General features: G+C 62.9%; 17 protein-coding genes. 15 read left to right on the forward strand and 2 right to left on the reverse strand.

The window, feature by feature from the left end; genetic code table 11:
• Positions 1-4 precede the first annotated feature (4 nt).
• The 12 genes from rpmD (at position 5) to dsbD (ending at position 8,031) form a co-directional block, all read left to right on the forward strand.
• Complete coding sequence (rpmD, locus tag ACPTTF_RS01525; RefSeq protein WP_006400644.1) at positions 5-187, forward strand: 50S ribosomal protein L30; 183 nt, start codon at positions 5-7, stop codon at positions 185-187.
• A gap of 26 nt (positions 188-213) precedes the next feature.
• Positions 214-648 carry a 50S ribosomal protein L15 gene (gene rplO, locus ACPTTF_RS01530; RefSeq protein WP_006482880.1) on the forward strand — a complete coding sequence of 145 codons (435 nt, stop codon included), beginning with the start codon at positions 214-216 and terminating at the stop codon, positions 646-648.
• Between the two features lie 42 nt (positions 649-690).
• On the forward strand, positions 691-2,040 hold the full coding sequence (gene secY, locus ACPTTF_RS01535) for a preprotein translocase subunit SecY (protein WP_006482915.1): 1,350 nt from the start codon (positions 691-693) through the stop codon (positions 2,038-2,040).
• An 8-nt stretch (positions 2,041-2,048) separates the two neighbouring features.
• Positions 2,049-2,267: a translation initiation factor IF-1 gene (gene infA, locus ACPTTF_RS01540; protein WP_004521905.1), complete on the forward strand. Its 219-nt coding sequence runs from the start codon at positions 2,049-2,051 to the stop codon at positions 2,265-2,267.
• A 20-nt stretch (positions 2,268-2,287) separates the two neighbouring features.
• Complete coding sequence (gene rpmJ, locus ACPTTF_RS01545; RefSeq protein ID WP_004199844.1) at positions 2,288-2,404, forward strand: 50S ribosomal protein L36; 117 nt, start codon at positions 2,288-2,290, stop codon at positions 2,402-2,404.
• Between the two features lie 38 nt (positions 2,405-2,442).
• Positions 2,443-2,808 (forward strand): 30S ribosomal protein S13, encoded by a 366-nt coding sequence (gene rpsM / locus ACPTTF_RS01550; RefSeq protein ID WP_006477178.1) that lies wholly within the window; start codon positions 2,443-2,445, stop codon positions 2,806-2,808.
• Between the two features lie 28 nt (positions 2,809-2,836).
• A complete protein-coding gene (gene rpsK, locus ACPTTF_RS01555) occupies positions 2,837-3,238 on the forward strand; it encodes a 30S ribosomal protein S11 (RefSeq protein WP_004197937.1) in 402 nt (133 codons plus the stop codon).
• Positions 3,239-3,392: 154 nt separating this feature from the next.
• Positions 3,393-4,016: a 30S ribosomal protein S4 gene (gene rpsD / locus ACPTTF_RS01560; protein WP_166966043.1), complete on the forward strand. Its 624-nt coding sequence runs from the start codon at positions 3,393-3,395 to the stop codon at positions 4,014-4,016.
• A gap of 124 nt (positions 4,017-4,140) precedes the next feature.
• Entirely contained in the window at positions 4,141-5,118 is a 978-nt protein-coding gene (locus ACPTTF_RS01565) for a DNA-directed RNA polymerase subunit alpha (protein ID WP_006477176.1), read from the forward strand.
• 149 nt (positions 5,119-5,267) lie between these two features.
• On the forward strand, positions 5,268-5,663 hold the full coding sequence (rplQ, locus tag ACPTTF_RS01570) for a 50S ribosomal protein L17 (protein ID WP_006477175.1): 396 nt from the start codon (positions 5,268-5,270) through the stop codon (positions 5,661-5,663).
• A 201-nt stretch (positions 5,664-5,864) separates the two neighbouring features.
• Positions 5,865-6,191, forward strand: coding sequence for a divalent-cation tolerance protein CutA (cutA, locus tag ACPTTF_RS01575; protein WP_423370070.1), 327 nt, complete (start codon positions 5,865-5,867; stop codon positions 6,189-6,191).
• The gene (gene dsbD / locus ACPTTF_RS01580) at positions 6,184-8,031 is read left to right on the forward strand and encodes a protein-disulfide reductase DsbD (RefSeq protein ID WP_423370071.1); all 1,848 of its coding nucleotides are present in this window, start codon (positions 6,184-6,186) and stop codon (positions 8,029-8,031) included. The genes cutA and dsbD overlap by 8 nt, the downstream gene beginning before the upstream one ends.
• Positions 8,032-8,187: 156 nt before the next feature.
• On the opposite strand, the gene hemB is transcribed toward dsbD, so the two are convergent.
• Positions 8,188-9,186, reverse strand: coding sequence for a porphobilinogen synthase (gene hemB / locus ACPTTF_RS01585; RefSeq protein WP_021161736.1), 999 nt, complete (start codon positions 9,184-9,186; stop codon positions 8,188-8,190).
• 253 nt (positions 9,187-9,439) lie between these two features.
• Positions 9,440-10,099, reverse strand: a complete 660-nt coding sequence (gene yihA / locus ACPTTF_RS01590) for a ribosome biogenesis GTP-binding protein YihA/YsxC (RefSeq protein WP_166966049.1) — start codon at positions 10,097-10,099, stop codon at positions 9,440-9,442.
• Between the two features lie 214 nt (positions 10,100-10,313).
• Here yihA and ACPTTF_RS01595 point away from each other — a divergent pair, with 214 nt between their 5' ends.
• From ACPTTF_RS01595 to ccsB, 3 genes are all read left to right on the forward strand, one after another.
• Positions 10,314-10,967 (forward strand): c-type cytochrome, encoded by a 654-nt coding sequence (locus tag ACPTTF_RS01595; RefSeq protein ID WP_166966098.1) that lies wholly within the window; start codon positions 10,314-10,316, stop codon positions 10,965-10,967.
• A 122-nt stretch (positions 10,968-11,089) separates the two neighbouring features.
• Entirely contained in the window at positions 11,090-13,306 is a 2,217-nt protein-coding gene (locus tag ACPTTF_RS01600; RefSeq protein WP_423370072.1) for a cytochrome c biogenesis protein ResB, read from the forward strand.
• Between the two features lie 4 nt (positions 13,307-13,310).
• On the forward strand, positions 13,311-14,501 hold the full coding sequence (ccsB, locus tag ACPTTF_RS01605) for a c-type cytochrome biogenesis protein CcsB (RefSeq protein ID WP_166966053.1): 1,191 nt from the start codon (positions 13,311-13,313) through the stop codon (positions 14,499-14,501).
• The last annotated feature ends 149 nt before the right edge of the window (positions 14,502-14,650 follow it).

Consider the following 14,650-nt stretch of genomic DNA (forward strand, 5'->3'; position numbering starts at 1 on the left):
CACCATGTCTGAAAAAACTGTCAAGGTTCAGCTCGTTAAGAGCCTGATCGGGACCCGCGAATCGCACCGCGCGACCGTGCGTGGCCTGGGCCTGCGCCGACTCAACTCGGTCAGCGAGCTTCAGGACACGCCGGCGGTCCGCGGCATGATCAACAAGGTCTCGTACCTCGTTAAGGTCATCGCGTAAGCGGCCCTACGGATCAAGGAGTTGATATGGAATTGAATAACCTGAAGCCGGCAGCTGGCGCCAAGCACGCCAAGCGTCGCGTCGGCCGTGGCATCGGTTCGGGCCTCGGCAAGACGGCTGGCCGTGGTCACAAGGGTCAGAAATCGCGTTCGGGCGGCTTCCACAAAGTCGGTTTCGAAGGCGGTCAGATGCCGCTGCAACGTCGTCTGCCGAAGCGCGGCTTCACGTCGCTGACGAAGGAATTCGTCGGTGAAGTGCGTCTGGGCGACCTCGAGAAGCTGCCGGTCGATGAGATCGATCTGCTCGCACTGAAGCAAGCCGGCCTGGTCGGCGAGCTGACGAAGAGCGCAAAGATCATCGCGACGGGCGAACTGAAGCGCAAGATCGTCGTGAAGGGTCTCGGTGCCACCAAGGGTGCGCGCGCTGCGATCGAAGCGGCTGGCGGTTCGTTCGCCGAGTGACACGCGTAGCGCGTCGTCACTTGCATTCATCGGAGAAGGTACTTGGCTAACAGCCCGAGTCTTGCAAAACCCGGTCGAAGCACGGCGAAATTCGGCGATCTGCGTCGGCGAGCGATGTTCCTGCTCCTGGCGCTGATCGTCTATCGCATCGGCGCGCACATTCCCGTGCCGGGCATCGATCCGGATCAACTGGCTAAGCTGTTCCAGAGCCAGGCGGGTGGCATCCTGGGCATGTTCAACATGTTCTCGGGTGGCGCACTTTCCCGCTTCACGATCTTTGCGCTGGGGATCATGCCGTACATCTCGGCGTCGATCATCATGCAGTTGCTGGCAATCGTATCGCCGCAGCTCGAGGCGCTGAAGAAGGAAGGGCAGGCAGGGCAACGGAAGATCACGCAGTACACGCGGTATTTCACCGTGGTGCTCGCGACCTTCCAGGCTTTCGGTATCGCGGCTGCGCTGGAAAACCAGCCAGGCCTCGTCACTGATCCCGGCATGCTGTTCCGTCTGACGACGGTCGTGACGCTGGTTACCGGCACGATGTTCCTGATGTGGCTCGGCGAGCAGATTACCGAGCGTGGTCTGGGCAACGGTATCTCGATCATCATCTTCGGCGGGATCGCAGCAGGATTCCCGAATGCCGTGGGTGGGTTGTTCGAGCTGGTGCGTACGGGTTCGATGAGCATCATTTCGGCGATCATCATCGTCGTTCTGATTGCCGCGGTGACTTACCTGGTCGTGTTCATCGAACGCGGTCAGCGCAAGATCCTCGTGAACTACGCGAAACGCCAGGTCGGCAACAAGATCTACGGTGGGCAGTCGTCGCATCTGCCGCTGAAGTTGAACATGTCGGGTGTGATTCCGCCGATCTTCGCATCGTCGATCATTCTGTTCCCGGCAACGATTCTCGGCTGGTTCAGTACCGGTCAGCCGACGGGAAGCTGGATTTCCAATACGTTGCATAACGTAGCGGAAGCGCTGAAGCCGGGCCAGCCGGTCTATGTGCTGCTGTACACGCTGGCGATCGTGTTTTTCTGCTTCTTTTACACCGCGCTGGTGTTCAACAGCAGGGAAACCGCAGACAACCTGAAGAAGAGCGGCGCGTTTGTTCCGGGCATCCGTCCGGGCGATCAGACCGCACGATATATCGACCGCATCCTCACGCGTCTGACGCTGGCCGGTGCGATCTACATCGTCTTCGTGTGTCTGCTGCCGGAATTCCTGGTGCTGCGCTGGAACGTGCCGTTTTATTTTGGTGGAACGTCGCTGCTGATCATTGTCGTCGTCACGATGGACTTTATGGCGCAGGTGCAGTCGTACGTTATGTCGCAACAGTATGAGTCACTGCTCAAGAAGGCGAACTTCAAGGGCGGCAACATCCCGATGCGTTAAATAGGACTATGGCCAAAGACGATGTAATCCAGATGCAGGGTGAGGTGATCGAAAACCTCCCGAATGCGACCTTCCGTGTGAAGCTGGAAAACGGCCATGTCGTATTGGGGCATATTTCCGGAAAGATGCGGATGCACTACATCCGCATTCTCCCGGGCGACAAGGTGACGGTTGAGTTGACGCCTTACGATCTGTCTCGTGCGCGGATCGTGTTCCGGGCGAAGTGATTTGAAAAAAGGGTATTATCATGAAAGTGATGGCATCGGTTAAGCGCATTTGCCGCAATTGCAAGATCATCAAGCGCAAGGGCGTCGTTCGCGTGATCTGCAGCTCGGATCCGCGCCACAAGCAGCGCCAAGGCTGACCGCGCGTTTGTTTGCGCTTTTTGTTTGAGGAAAAACAATGGCTCGTATCGCAGGGGTTAACATCCCGAATCACCAGCACACCGAGATTGGCCTGACGGCTATCTTTGGTGTCGGCCGCACCCGTTCGCGCAGCATCTGCGTGGCAGCTGGCGTCGATTTTTCGAAGAAGGTCAAGGATCTGACCGACGCAGACCTGGAAAAGCTGCGTGAAGAAGTGGGCAAGTTTGTCGTCGAAGGCGATCTGCGCCGTGAAGTGACGATGAACATCAAGCGCCTGATGGACCTCGGTTGCTACCGTGGCGTCCGTCATCGCAAGGGCCTGCCGATGCGCGGTCAGCGTACGCGTACGAACGCACGTACCCGTAAGGGTCCGCGTCGTGCAGCGCAAGCGCTGAAGAAGTAAGCGGAACTGACAGTTACAGGAAAACGTAATGGCTAAGGCTTCGAACACCGCGGCGCAACGCGTTCGCAAGAAGGTTAAGAAGAACGTCGCTGAAGGCGTGGTTCACGTTCACGCGTCGTTCAACAACACGATCATCACGATCACCGATCGCCAAGGCAACGCACTGGCATGGGCGACGTCGGGCGGTCAGGGCTTCAAGGGCTCGCGCAAATCGACGCCGTTCGCTGCCCAGGTCGCAGCCGAGTCGGCTGGCCGCGTCGCGATGGAATACGGCGTGAAGAATCTGGAAGTGCGGATCAAGGGCCCGGGCCCGGGTCGTGAGTCGGCAGTGCGCGCACTGCACGGCCTCGGCATCAAGATCACCGCGATTTCGGACGTCACCCCGATTCCGCACAACGGCTGCCGTCCGCCGAAGCGTCGTCGTATCTAAAGATGTGCTGGCACGTTCGTGCTAGCACATTGCCTGTCGCCGCTTAGCGTCGACGGGCGTTGCTTTTTTGATTGACTAAGCCCACCGTTCGCCCCAAAGGGAGCGGACTAGCGCGGATTTCGATCCGCGTGACTGATTGATAAAGGAATGCAAAGTGGCACGTTATATCGGCCCCAAAGCCAAGCTGTCCCGCCGTGAAGGCACCGACCTGTTCCTGAAGAGCGCGCGCCGCTCGCTCGCCGACAAGTGCAAGCTCGACAGCAAGCCGGGTCAGCACGGCCGTACCTCGGGCGCACGTACGTCCGACTACGGTACGCAGCTGCGTGAAAAGCAGAAGGTCAAGCGCATCTACGGCGTGCTGGAGCGTCAGTTCCGCCGCTACTTCGCTGAAGCCGACCGCCGCAAGGGCAACACGGGTGAAAACCTGCTGCAACTGCTCGAGTCGCGCCTCGACAACGTCGTGTATCGCATGGGCTTCGGCTCGACCCGCGCTGAAGCGCGTCAGCTGGTGAGCCACAAGTCGATCACCGTGAACGGCGTCGTCGCGAACGTCCCGTCGCAGCAAGTGAAGTCGGGTGACGTCGTCGCGATCCGCGAAAAGGCGAAGAAGCAAGCGCGTATCGTCGAAGCGCTGTCGCTGGCCGAGCAAGGCGGCATGCCGAGCTGGGTTGCAGTCGATGCGAAGAAGTTCGAAGGCACGTTCAAGCAAATGCCGGAACGCGCTGACATCGCAGGCGACATCAACGAAAGCCTGATCGTCGAATTGTATTCGCGTTAATCCGATTGACGGCCGAGGTACCCCGATTGCGTTGCGCAAGGAGGGGCCTCGGCTGTTTATTTTCTGGTTGTTACCGGTCAGCCTTATCGGTGTAACGAGCCGAGGGTATTGAAAAGGAAAGCCCATGCAAACCAGTTTGCTGAAACCCAAGATCATCGCCGTGGAATCGCTGGGCGAGAACCACGCGAGGGTGGTCATGGAGCCGTTCGAACGCGGTTACGGCCATACCTTGGGCAATGCGCTTCGCCGCGTGCTGCTGTCGTCGATGGTTGGCTACGCGCCGACCGAAGTGACGATCGCGGGCGTGGTGCACGAGTACTCGACGCTGGATGGCGTGCAGGAAGACGTCGTCAACCTGCTGCTGAACCTGAAGGGCGTGGTGTTCAAGCTGCATAACCGTGACGAAGTGACGGTTACGCTGCGCAAGGAAGGTGAAGGCGTTGTCACGGCCGGCGATATCGAGCTGGCTCACGACTGCGAAGTCATCAATCCGAATCACGTGATTGCGCACCTGTCGAAGGGCGGCAAGCTCGACGTTCAGATCAAGATCGAAAAGGGTCGCGGCTATGTGCCCGGCAACGTCCGTCGCTACGGCGAAGACACGGCCAAGATCATCGGCCGCATCGTCCTCGACGCATCGTTCTCGCCGGTTCGCCGTGTGAGCTACGCTGTCGAAAGCGCACGTGTCGAGCAGCGTACCGACCTCGACAAGCTTGTCATGAACATCGAGACGAGCGGTGTGATCACGCCGGAAGAAGCGATCCGTCAATCGGCCCGCATCCTGGTCGACCAGCTGTCCGTGTTCGCGGCGCTGGAAGGCACGGAAACGGCAGCCGAAGCGCCGTCGCGTGCACCGCAGATCGATCCGATCCTGCTGCGTCCGGTGGACGATCTCGAGCTGACGGTTCGTTCGGCGAACTGCCTGAAGGCCGAGAACATCTACTACATCGGCGACCTGATCCAGCGCACGGAAAACGAGCTGCTGAAGACGCCGAACCTCGGTCGCAAGTCGCTCAACGAGATCAAGGAAGTGCTCGCTTCGCGCGGTCTCACGCTGGGCATGAAGCTCGAGAACTGGCCGCCGGCTGGTCTCGACAAGTAAGCCCGCTTGTAGCCCGGCTGTTGCTGTAGTTGGCAAAGATGCGGATTTTCCTTTAAAATCCGCATCTTGCTTTTTTTCGTTACCGGCCCGTGCACCCTTCGAGGTGCGATAGAAGAGCTGGACCAAAACTTTGAATCAAGGAAACTGAAATGCGCCATCGTCATGGTCTGCGGAAACTGAACCGCACGAGCAGCCACCGTCTGGCTATGCTCCGTAACATGTCCAACTCGCTGATCGAGCACGAAGTCATCAAGACGACGCTGCCGAAGGCGAAGGAACTCCGTAAAGTCGTCGAGCCGCTGATCACGCTCGGCAAGAAGCCGTCGCTGGCAAACCGTCGCCTGGCGTTCAACCGCCTGCGCGATCGTGACTCGGTGGCGAAGCTGTTCGACGTGCTCGGTCCGCGTTTCGCGAACCGTCCGGGCGGCTACCTGCGCGTGCTGAAGTTCGGCTTCCGCGTAGGCGACAACGCACCGATGGCACTGGTCGAGCTGCTCGATCGTCCGGAAGTCGACGAAACGGAAAACGTGCAAGAAGCTGAGTAAGCTTCCGGTACGCAGCAGTATCTGAAAGGGGCCGAGCAATTGCTTGGCCCTTTTTGTTTTTGAAGCGTCGGCTGCGATCGATTGTCGCAGGGCGGCGTCGGCAGGGTTGCGCGGGCTGCGCTACGATACGGGGCAGCCGGCGCGCGCCCAGGTGGGCAATCCGTGCCGCCAGGTGCCGATAGACCAGCCAGGAGGGCGCGGATGATAGTGGTGCTGATGCTGACGACGGTGCCCGATACCGCGACTGCCAAAGCGCTCTCCGACGGTGCGCTCGACGCGCGGCTTGCCGCGTGTGTGTCGGAGCTCGGTGCGATCAAGTCGCGCTACCACTGGCAGGGCAAGGTCGAAACGGCCGACGAGATCCAGTTGTTGTTCAAGACGAGCCCCGTGCGGGCGCTCGAACTGGAGCGATTTATCCTTGCGCATCATCCTTACGAGACGCCCGAAATCGTCTCGTGGCAGGCGACGGCATCGGCCGCGTACGGCCAATGGGTGACCAGCGAAACTCAACGTCTATTTCATGTTTAACGGTATGGCGCTTCCCGTGCGCGTGCGCGCGCTGCGGTTCCTCGCAGTCCTGTTGTCGTTCATGCTCGTGCTGGGCGGCCTGTCGGTCGCGCGCGCGGCCGACGATTTCCTCGATCCGTCGGTCGCGTTCAAGTTCAGTGCGAGCGAATCGCCGGGGCAGGTGGACGTCCGCTTCAAGGTTGCCAACGGGTATTACCTGTACCGTGAGCGGTTCGCGTTCGCGGTGAAGAGCGGGCAGGCGACGCTCGGCGAGCCGCAATTCCCGGCCGGCCACGTGAAGTTCGACCAGACGTTCCAGAAGAACGTCGAGACCTACCGTGATGAAGTTGTCGTTCGCGTGCCCGTCAAGCAGGCGTCGGGGCCGTTCGAGCTTGCGGTGACGTCGCAGGGGTGTGCTGATGAGGGCATCTGCTATCCGCCGGCCGAGCACCTCGTGAAGGTCGACGGCGCCGCGCTGGGTCCCGCCTCGTCGTCCGGCGATGCGGCTGCCGCGGGCAGTTGGTTCGACAAGGTCACGAGCGCCGATTTTGCGCAGTCGCTGCTCGAAGGGCATGGCTTCTTCACGATCGTCGCACTGTATTTCGTCGCCGGCGTCGTGCTGAGCCTCCTGCCGTGTTCGTACCCGATGATCCCGATCGTGTCGGCGATCATCATCGGCCAGGGCACGCGCGCGACGCATGCGCGCGGCTTCGCGCTGTCGCTGACCTATGTGGTCGGCATGGCGCTGGTTTATACGGTGCTCGGCATCGCCGCGGCGCTGGTCGGCCAGAGCCTCGGTGCATGGCTGCAGAACCCGTGGGTGCTCGGCGCGTTCGGCATGCTGCTCACCGCGTTTGCCGTATCGCTGATTTCGGGTAAGGATATCGCGCTGCCCGCGCGCTGGCAGAACGGCGCAGCCGAGGCATCGGGCGCGCGCCAGGGTGGCCATTTCGTCGCGGTCGCGGCGATGGGCGCGCTGTCCGCGCTGGTCGTGGGCGCATGCATGACGGCGCCGCTGTTCGCGGTACTCGCTTTCATCGCCCACACGGGCAATGCGCTGCTCGGCGGTGCCGCGCTGTTCGCGATGGGGCTGGGGCTTGGCGTGCCGCTGCTGGTCGTCGGCGTCGGTGCCGGCACGGTGCTGCCGCGCGCCGGTGCGTGGATGGATGGCGTGAAGGTGTTCTTCGGCATCGTGCTGCTCGCGGCCGCGCTGTGGATCGTGTGGCCGGTGCTTGCCGGTGGCCTGAAAATGGTGCTCGCTGCCTTGTGGCTGCTCATCGCGGCCGCGGCGCTCGGCCTGTTCACGCCGAATGCCGGCGCCGCGTCGATCTGGCGCCGCCTCGGCCGTGGCCTCGGTGCCGCGCTCGCAATCTGGGCGGCGACGCTGCTCGTCGGTCTCGCGGCGGGCTCCAACGACCCCGTGAAGCCGCTGGCCATCCTCGCGGCGCGTACCGTTGCGTCGGGCGATGTGTCGGCAGCCGGTGCGGCTGCCGGGCAGCAGGGGCCCGCATTCGCTTCGGTGCGCTCGAGCGGCGAACTCGACGCACTGCTGAAGACGTCGGGCCAGCCCGTGATGCTCGACTTCTACGCGGACTGGTGCGTGAGTTGCAAGGAGATGGAGCACCTGACGTTTACCGATTCTCGCGTGCAGGCGCGGCTCGCGCAGCTTCACCTGGTACGTGCGGACGTCACCGCGAACAATCCGGACGACCAGGCGCTGCTCAAGCGCTTCAACCTGTTCGGGCCACCGGGCATCATCTTTTTCGATCGCAACGGTAACGAAATCGGTCGTGTGGTCGGTTATCAGGCGGCCGAGACGTTCCTGCGCAGCCTCGATCGCGCGGCGGTACCGACGGTATGACCCTGCGTGTCGGGGGCGTGCCGGTGGCGAGCAGGCACGCTCGCGTGGCATGAGCCGACAATCGACAAGGGCAGGCGGCCCTGATCGACGGTAAACAAAAAACGGCGGGACACCGAAGTGTCCCGCCGTTTTTCCTGGTGCCTGCCGGCGCGCGGCTTAGCGTTGCGCTTTCAGCAGACGCGCGGCGTCGAGTGCGAAGTACGTGAGCACGCCGTCGGCGCCCGCACGCTTGAACGCGAGCAGCGATTCGAGCACGACCTTGTCGTGGTCGAGCCAGCCGTTCATCGCGGCAGCCTTCAGCATCGCGTATTCGCCGCTCACCTGGTACACGTAGGTCGGGAAGCGGAACTCGTCCTTCACGCGGCGCACGATGTCGAGGTACGGCATGCCGGGCTTGACCATCACCATGTCGGCGCCTTCGTCGATGTCGAGGCGCACTTCGCGCAGCGCTTCGTCGCTGTTCGCCGGATCCATCTGGTAGGTCATCTTGTTGCCCTTGCCCAGATTGGACGCCGAGCCGACCGCGTCACGGAACGGGCCGTAGAACGCCGATGCGAACTTGGCCGAATAGGCCATGATTCGCGTATGGATATGGCCGTCGCTTTCCAGCATCTCGCGGATTGCGCCGATACGGCCGTCCATCATGTCCGACGGCGCGACGATGTCGACGCCGGCTTCCGCCTGCGCGCGCGCCTGATCGATCAGGATCTCGATCGTGTCGTCGTTGATTACGTAGCCGTTTTCGTCGAGCACGCCGTCCTGGCCGTGGCTCGTGTACGGATCGAGTGCGACGTCGGTCAGCACGCCGAGTTCGGGGAAGCGCTTCTTCAGCTCGCGCACCGCGCGCGGGATCAGGCCTTCCGGATTGGCTGCCTCGCGGCCGTCAGGCGTTTTCACCGACGGCTCGATCGCCGGGAACAGCGACAGCACGGGCACGCCGAGTTCGACGCATTGCTCGGCGACATGCATCAGCAGATCGACGGACACGCGCTCGACGCCCGGCATCGACGGCACCGGCTGCCGTTCGTTGGTGCCTTCGACGACGAATACCGGATAGATCAGGTCGTCGGTGGTCAGGCGGTTTTCGCGCATCAGGCGCCGGGAGAAGTCGTCGCGGCGCATCCGGCGCGGACGATGAAGCGGATGGAAGCTCATGGCGATTGGGTAGAAATCAGGGCAAGAAGGACCTTACGGAACCCTTCGGTCATTTTTGGGAGCGTTGGTATATGATAGCGATCGAGCGGCACGCGTCGCGTGCAGCTCCCCGCTTCTCCTCCCTGAGCGGGTGCCTGTCGTTTTTCGATTAGGCTGTTTGACCCGCCGTTCAACGGCGGGTTTTTTTATGAGCCGGCCGAATCCGCAGGCGCCGTCAGGTGCGCGCCGCCGATCCCGGCCGCGCGTTGCCCGATCATTGTGCTACAGGCGCGCTTTCTTCGTCGGCGACGGACGGCCGCAGCCAGCTCTCGATCAGCTCGTGCGCCTCGTCGAGCCCCGTGCGCTTCAGCGCGGAGAACAGCTGGACCGTCAGCTTGCCCTGGACGCCCTGGTCACGATACGCATCGAGCCCCTTTTGCGTGGTCCGCAGCGCGTTGATGCTTTCCTGCCGCGTCAATTTGTCGCACTTCGTCAGCAGCGTGTGGATCGGCTTGCCGGTCGGCGTGAACCACTCGATCATGCGGCGATCGAGGTCGGTCAGCGGACGGCGCGAATCCATCATCAGGATCAGACCGCAAAGCTGCGAGCGGGTCGCGAGGTAGGACGACAGCAGCATTTCCCAGTGGGCCTTGGCGGCACCGGGCACTTCCGCGTAGCCGTAGCCGGGCAGGTCGACGAGATTCGCGACGGGCTCGGCGGCCGGGCCGACGGAAAAGTAGTTGATATGCTGCGTGCGGCCGGGCGTCTTCGACGCGAAGGCCAGCCGCTTCTGGTTGCACAGCACGTTGATCGCCGTCGACTTGCCGGCATTCGAGCGGCCCGCGAACGCGATTTCCGGCTGAACCGTCGGCGGCAGGTCGCGCAGATGGTTGACGGTCGTGTAGAAGCGGGCTTGATGGAGCAAAAAGGCCATGGGAACCGGAAGGACGGGCGGCGCAAGCCGCTTGGTGGAGGCGGGGTAGCCCCGATAGGCGCGGGAGCTTTCAACACGATATTGTACAATACGGCGGTTTTACCGAAGGCCACCGGGCGCCTGCCTCGCGCTTTTATGTGGCTTCTGCGGTAGACTGAACGCCGTCGTTTTTTGCAGAACCTCAAATTCCCACAAGACGAAACAGGGTGTGCGAATGAATCGACTGTGCAAGTCTCTGATGGTGCTTCAGGTTGCAGCAGGGTTCGTAGGTTTCGTAGCGGAGGCAAACGCGGCGGATGCGGCAAAGCCGGATCTCGACCGTGGCAAGGCGATTGCCGGGCAGGTCTGCGCGTCGTGTCACGGCGCCGACGGCAACAGCGCGTCGGGCAGTTTCCCGAAGCTTGCCGGCCAGCATCCCGAATATCTGGTCAAGCAGTTGAACGATTTCAAGGCGCAGCCGGGCGCGAAAGGGCCGGTCCGTACCAACGCGGTGATGGTCGGATTCGCGAGCGCGCTGAGCGCGGACGACATGCGTAACGTCGCCGCGTACTACGGGTCGCAGACGACGAAGCTCGGCACCGCACGCGATGCGGCGACCGTGCCGGTCGGCCAGAAGATCTATCGCGGCGGCATCGCGGAGAAGGGCGTACCCGCCTGCGCGAGCTGCCACGGGCCGACGGGGCAGGGGATCCCGGTCCAGTACCCGCGTCTGTCGGGGCAATGGGCCGATTACACGGTCGCGCAGTTGACCGCGTTCCAGCAGGGTGCCGGCGCGCGCAACAACAACGAGGCGATGCATCAGATCGCGACGCGGCTGTCGGACAACGAGATCAAGGCCGTCGCGGATTACATCGCGGGCCTGCGTTGAGCGGTCAGCCGCGAACGGAATGACCGGTCGCCCGAAGGGCGGCCGGAGTCAGAACAAGAAAAGGGTGGGGCGCCGCGCTAGTGCGGCCGCCTTGCCCTTTTTTGTTGTCAGTCGGAGTTTGAATGAGCGTTACCACGTCGGGGTTGCAGTCGAAGTCGGGTCAGGGTGCGTCGAAGCGCGCGGTCGAGCTGTTGAGCTCGATGCGCTTCGCGATCGCGCTGCTGGTGGTGCTGTCGATTGCGAGCATCATCGGCACGGTCCTGACCCAGGACGATCCGTATCCGAATTACGTGAACCAGTTCGGGCCGTTCTGGGCGGACATCTTCCGCTCGCTCGGCCTGTACAACGTGTACAGCGCGTGGTGGTTCATGCTGATCCTGATCTTCCTCGTCACGTCGATCTCGCTGTGCGTGATCCGCAACGCACCGAAGATGCTCGCCGATGCGAAGAGCTGGAAGGACAAGGTTCGCGAAGGCAGCCTGCGGGCTTTCCACCACAAGGCCGAGTACACGGCTTCCGGCACGCGCGCGACCGTCACGGCGACGCTCGCCACGTTCGTCACCAAGGCCGGCTACAAGCACGTCGTGCGTGAAAACGACGGCGCGACGCTGATCTCCGCGAAGCGCGGCGCGATGACCAAGTGGGGCTACATCTCCGCGCACCTCGCGATCGTCGTGATCTGTATCGGCGGCCTGCTCGACAGCAACCTGCCGATCAAATTCCAGATGTGGATGTTCGGCAAGAGCCCGGTCAATACGAGCGCGACGATCAGCGAGATCTCGCCCGACCATCGCCTGTCCGCGTCGAACCCGACGTTCCGCGGCTATGCGTGGGTGCCCGAGGGCCAGTTCGTGTCGACCGCGATCCTGAACCAGCCGAGCGGCTCGCTGATCCAGGACCTGCCGTTCTCGATCCAGCTCAACAAGTTCATCGTCGACTACTACACGACGGGCATGCCGAAGCTGTTCGCGAGCGACATCGTCGTGATCGATCGCGAGACCGGCCAGAAGATCCCGGCGCGTGTCGAGGTCAACAAGCCGTTCACGTACAAGGGCGTGTCGATCTACCAGTCGAGCTTCCAGGACGGCGGCTCGCAGATGCAGATGACGGCCTACCCGATGACGGGCGGCAACGCGAAGACCTTCCCCGTGCAGGGCACGATCGGCAGTTCGGCGCCGCTGCAGATGCCGGGCAACGACGGTGACACGATCGAGTTCTCCGATTTCCGCGCGATCAACGTCGAGAACATGGCCGACGCGAACGGCAAGCCGGACGTGCGTGGTGTGGCGACGACGAACTCGCTGAAGGAAGCGTTCGACGAACGGCTCGGCTCCGGCGCGAAGACGTCGAAGCCGACGCAGCTCCACAACATCGGCCCGTCCGTGCAGTACAAGATCCGCGGCAAGGACGGTCAGGCGCGCGAATTCAACAACTACATGCTGCCCGTCGACATGAACGGCGAGCGCGTGTTTCTCGCCGGCGTGCGTGCGAGCCCGAACGACCCGTTCCGCTACATGCGGATTCCGGCCGACAGCCAGGATTCGATCGGCGAATGGATGCACCTGCGCGCCGCGCTCGAGGATCCGTCGGTGCGCGCCGAAGCCGCCTCGCGCTTCGCGCAGCGTTCGCTGCCGGGCACTGACGCATCGCTGCGCAGCCGCCTGCAGGACAGTGCATTGAAGGTGTTGACCCTTTTTGCGGCGAGCGACGACAGCATCGGCCGCGGTGCCGACGGCCAGCCGATCGGCGGCTTCCAGGCCGTGGCGACGTTCATCGACCGCTCGGTGCCCAAGGCCGAGCAGGAGAAGGCCGCGAGCCTGCTGCTGCGGATGCTCGAAGGCTCGATGTGGGAGGTCTGGCAGATCGCGCGCGAGCGCGCCGGCGAGCCGGCCGCCCAGCAGGGCACCGACACGATCCGCTTCGTGCAGAACGCGATCAATGCGCTATCCGACAGCTTTTTGTATGGATCGCCCGTCTATTTGCAGCTTGACTCATTCAAGCAGGTGCAAGCTTCGGTATTTCAGTTGACGCGCGCACCCGGCAAGAATCTGGTGTATCTTGGCAGCCTGCTGCTGGTCGCCGGCATCTTCTCGATGTTCTACGTGCGCGAGCGGCGCCTCTGGTTCTGGCTGAAGGACGCCGGTTCGGGCGTCGATGTGGTGATGGCAATGTCCACGGCCCGCAAGACCTTCGATTTCGAGAAAGAATACGTGCAGACGCGCGACGCGGCCGGTGCCGCCCTGCGCGCAGCACCTCGCGATGCCGCACCGGCCGGTGCAGCATCGACGGCCCGTCCGCCTGCCGGCGGCGGTTCCGATTCCGAGAATTCCACCCGGTAACATCATGGATCTCACGCAAGTTTCCTCTTCCCATCGGGCGTCGGCCCAGGTTCCGGTTACGGCGCCGCTGTTCGACGAACGTCCGTTTCTCGCGCGGCTGTCGTTGCTCGACTGGCTGTTCGCACTGGCGCTCGTGGCGGGCGCGGGCTATGCGCTCGTGCACTACAACGCGCACATGGATTACTACGACAAGGCGGTGATGATCGGCACCGTGCCGGCGCTCATCACGCTCGGCTGGCGCTGGAAGCCCGCGCGGCTGATGATGGCGTCGATCGCCGTGCTGGCGCTGCTGTCGATCCAGATCTACCAGGGCGATCTCGCGCGGGCCGATTCGGCGTTCTTCCTCAAGTACTTCCTGTCGAGCCAGTCGGCGATCCTGTGGATGAGCGCGCTGTTCGTGCTCGCGACGATCTTCTACTGGATCGGCTTGCTCGCGCGCTCGGAATCGGGCTCCGCGATCGGCCAGAAGCTCACGTGGGTCGCCGTGCTGATGGGCTTCACCGGCCTGATGGTGCGCTGGTACGAGTCCTACCTGATCGGCGCGGACGTCGGGCACATTCCGGTGTCGAACCTGTATGAAGTGTTCGTGCTGTTCAGCCTGATCACCGCGCTGCTGTATCTGTATTACGAAGGCCATTACGGTACGCGTTCGCTCGGCGCGTTCGTGCTGCTGGTGATCAGCGCGGCGGTGGGCTTCCTGATGTGGTACTCGGTCGCGCGCGATGCACAGCAGATCCAGCCGCTCGTGCCGGCGCTGCAGAGCTGGTGGATGAAGATCCACGTGCCGGCGAACTTCATCGGCTACGGCAGCTTCGCGCTGTCGGCGATGGTGTCGGTCGCGTACCTGATGAAAGAGCGCGGCGTGCTCGCTGATCGCCTGCCGACGCTCGAAGTGCTCGACGACGTGATGTACAAGTCGATCGCGGTCGGTTTCGCGTTCTTCACGATCGCGACGATCCTCGGCGCGCTGTGGGCGGCCGAGGCATGGGGCGGCTACTGGAGCTGGGACCCGAAGGAAACCTGGGCGCTGATCGTGTGGCTCAACTACGCGGCGTGGCTGCACATGCGCCTGATGAAGGGCCTGCGCGGCACGGTGGCCGCATGGTGGGCGCTCACGGGTCTGCTTGTGACGACCTTCGCGTTCCTCGGTGTCAACATGTTCCTGTCCGGGCTGCACAGCTACGGCAAGCTGTAAGATTTCCGCTGCTCGTCCGACTATGAGACCGCCGGTGCACTGTGTGCCCGGCGGTTTTCTTTTGGAACGGGCGGGCGGTCCGGGCGTCGAACGGCGCAAGACGGGTCGGGTCGAACGCTCATGAAGCTGCGCGCGGCGCAGGCAGGAGG

This window comes from Burkholderia crassaminum, from assembly GCF_964265005.1.
In the GTDB taxonomy this organism is placed as follows: domain Bacteria; phylum Pseudomonadota; class Gammaproteobacteria; order Burkholderiales; family Burkholderiaceae; genus Burkholderia.

What these genes read in the sequence shown, in the direction of transcription:
- yihA (WP_166966049.1), bottom strand. Translation starts at nt 10,099, where the DNA reads ATGGCCTTTTTGCTCCATCAAGCCCGCTTCTACACGACCGTCAACCAT.
- rpsM (WP_006477178.1), top strand. Translation starts at nt 2,443, where the DNA reads ATGGCTCGTATCGCAGGGGTTAACATCCCGAATCACCAGCACACCGAG.
- infA (WP_004521905.1), top strand. Translation starts at nt 2,049, where the DNA reads ATGGCCAAAGACGATGTAATCCAGATGCAGGGTGAGGTGATCGAAAAC.
- rpmJ (WP_004199844.1), top strand. Translation starts at nt 2,288, where the DNA reads ATGAAAGTGATGGCATCGGTTAAGCGCATTTGCCGCAATTGCAAGATC.
- hemB (WP_021161736.1), bottom strand. Translation starts at nt 9,186, where the DNA reads ATGAGCTTCCATCCGCTTCATCGTCCGCGCCGGATGCGCCGCGACGAC.
- dsbD (WP_423370071.1), top strand. Translation starts at nt 6,184, where the DNA reads ATGTTTAACGGTATGGCGCTTCCCGTGCGCGTGCGCGCGCTGCGGTTC.
- cutA (WP_423370070.1), top strand. Translation starts at nt 5,865, where the DNA reads ATGATAGTGGTGCTGATGCTGACGACGGTGCCCGATACCGCGACTGCC.
- ccsB (WP_166966053.1), top strand. Translation starts at nt 13,311, where the DNA reads ATGGATCTCACGCAAGTTTCCTCTTCCCATCGGGCGTCGGCCCAGGTT.
- ACPTTF_RS01595 (WP_166966098.1), top strand. Translation starts at nt 10,314, where the DNA reads ATGAATCGACTGTGCAAGTCTCTGATGGTGCTTCAGGTTGCAGCAGGG.
- ACPTTF_RS01600 (WP_423370072.1), top strand. Translation starts at nt 11,090, where the DNA reads ATGAGCGTTACCACGTCGGGGTTGCAGTCGAAGTCGGGTCAGGGTGCG.
- rpmD (WP_006400644.1), top strand. Translation starts at nt 5, where the DNA reads ATGTCTGAAAAAACTGTCAAGGTTCAGCTCGTTAAGAGCCTGATCGGG.
- rplO (WP_006482880.1), top strand. Translation starts at nt 214, where the DNA reads ATGGAATTGAATAACCTGAAGCCGGCAGCTGGCGCCAAGCACGCCAAG.
- ACPTTF_RS01565 (WP_006477176.1), top strand. Translation starts at nt 4,141, where the DNA reads ATGCAAACCAGTTTGCTGAAACCCAAGATCATCGCCGTGGAATCGCTG.
- rplQ (WP_006477175.1), top strand. Translation starts at nt 5,268, where the DNA reads ATGCGCCATCGTCATGGTCTGCGGAAACTGAACCGCACGAGCAGCCAC.
- rpsK (WP_004197937.1), top strand. Translation starts at nt 2,837, where the DNA reads ATGGCTAAGGCTTCGAACACCGCGGCGCAACGCGTTCGCAAGAAGGTT.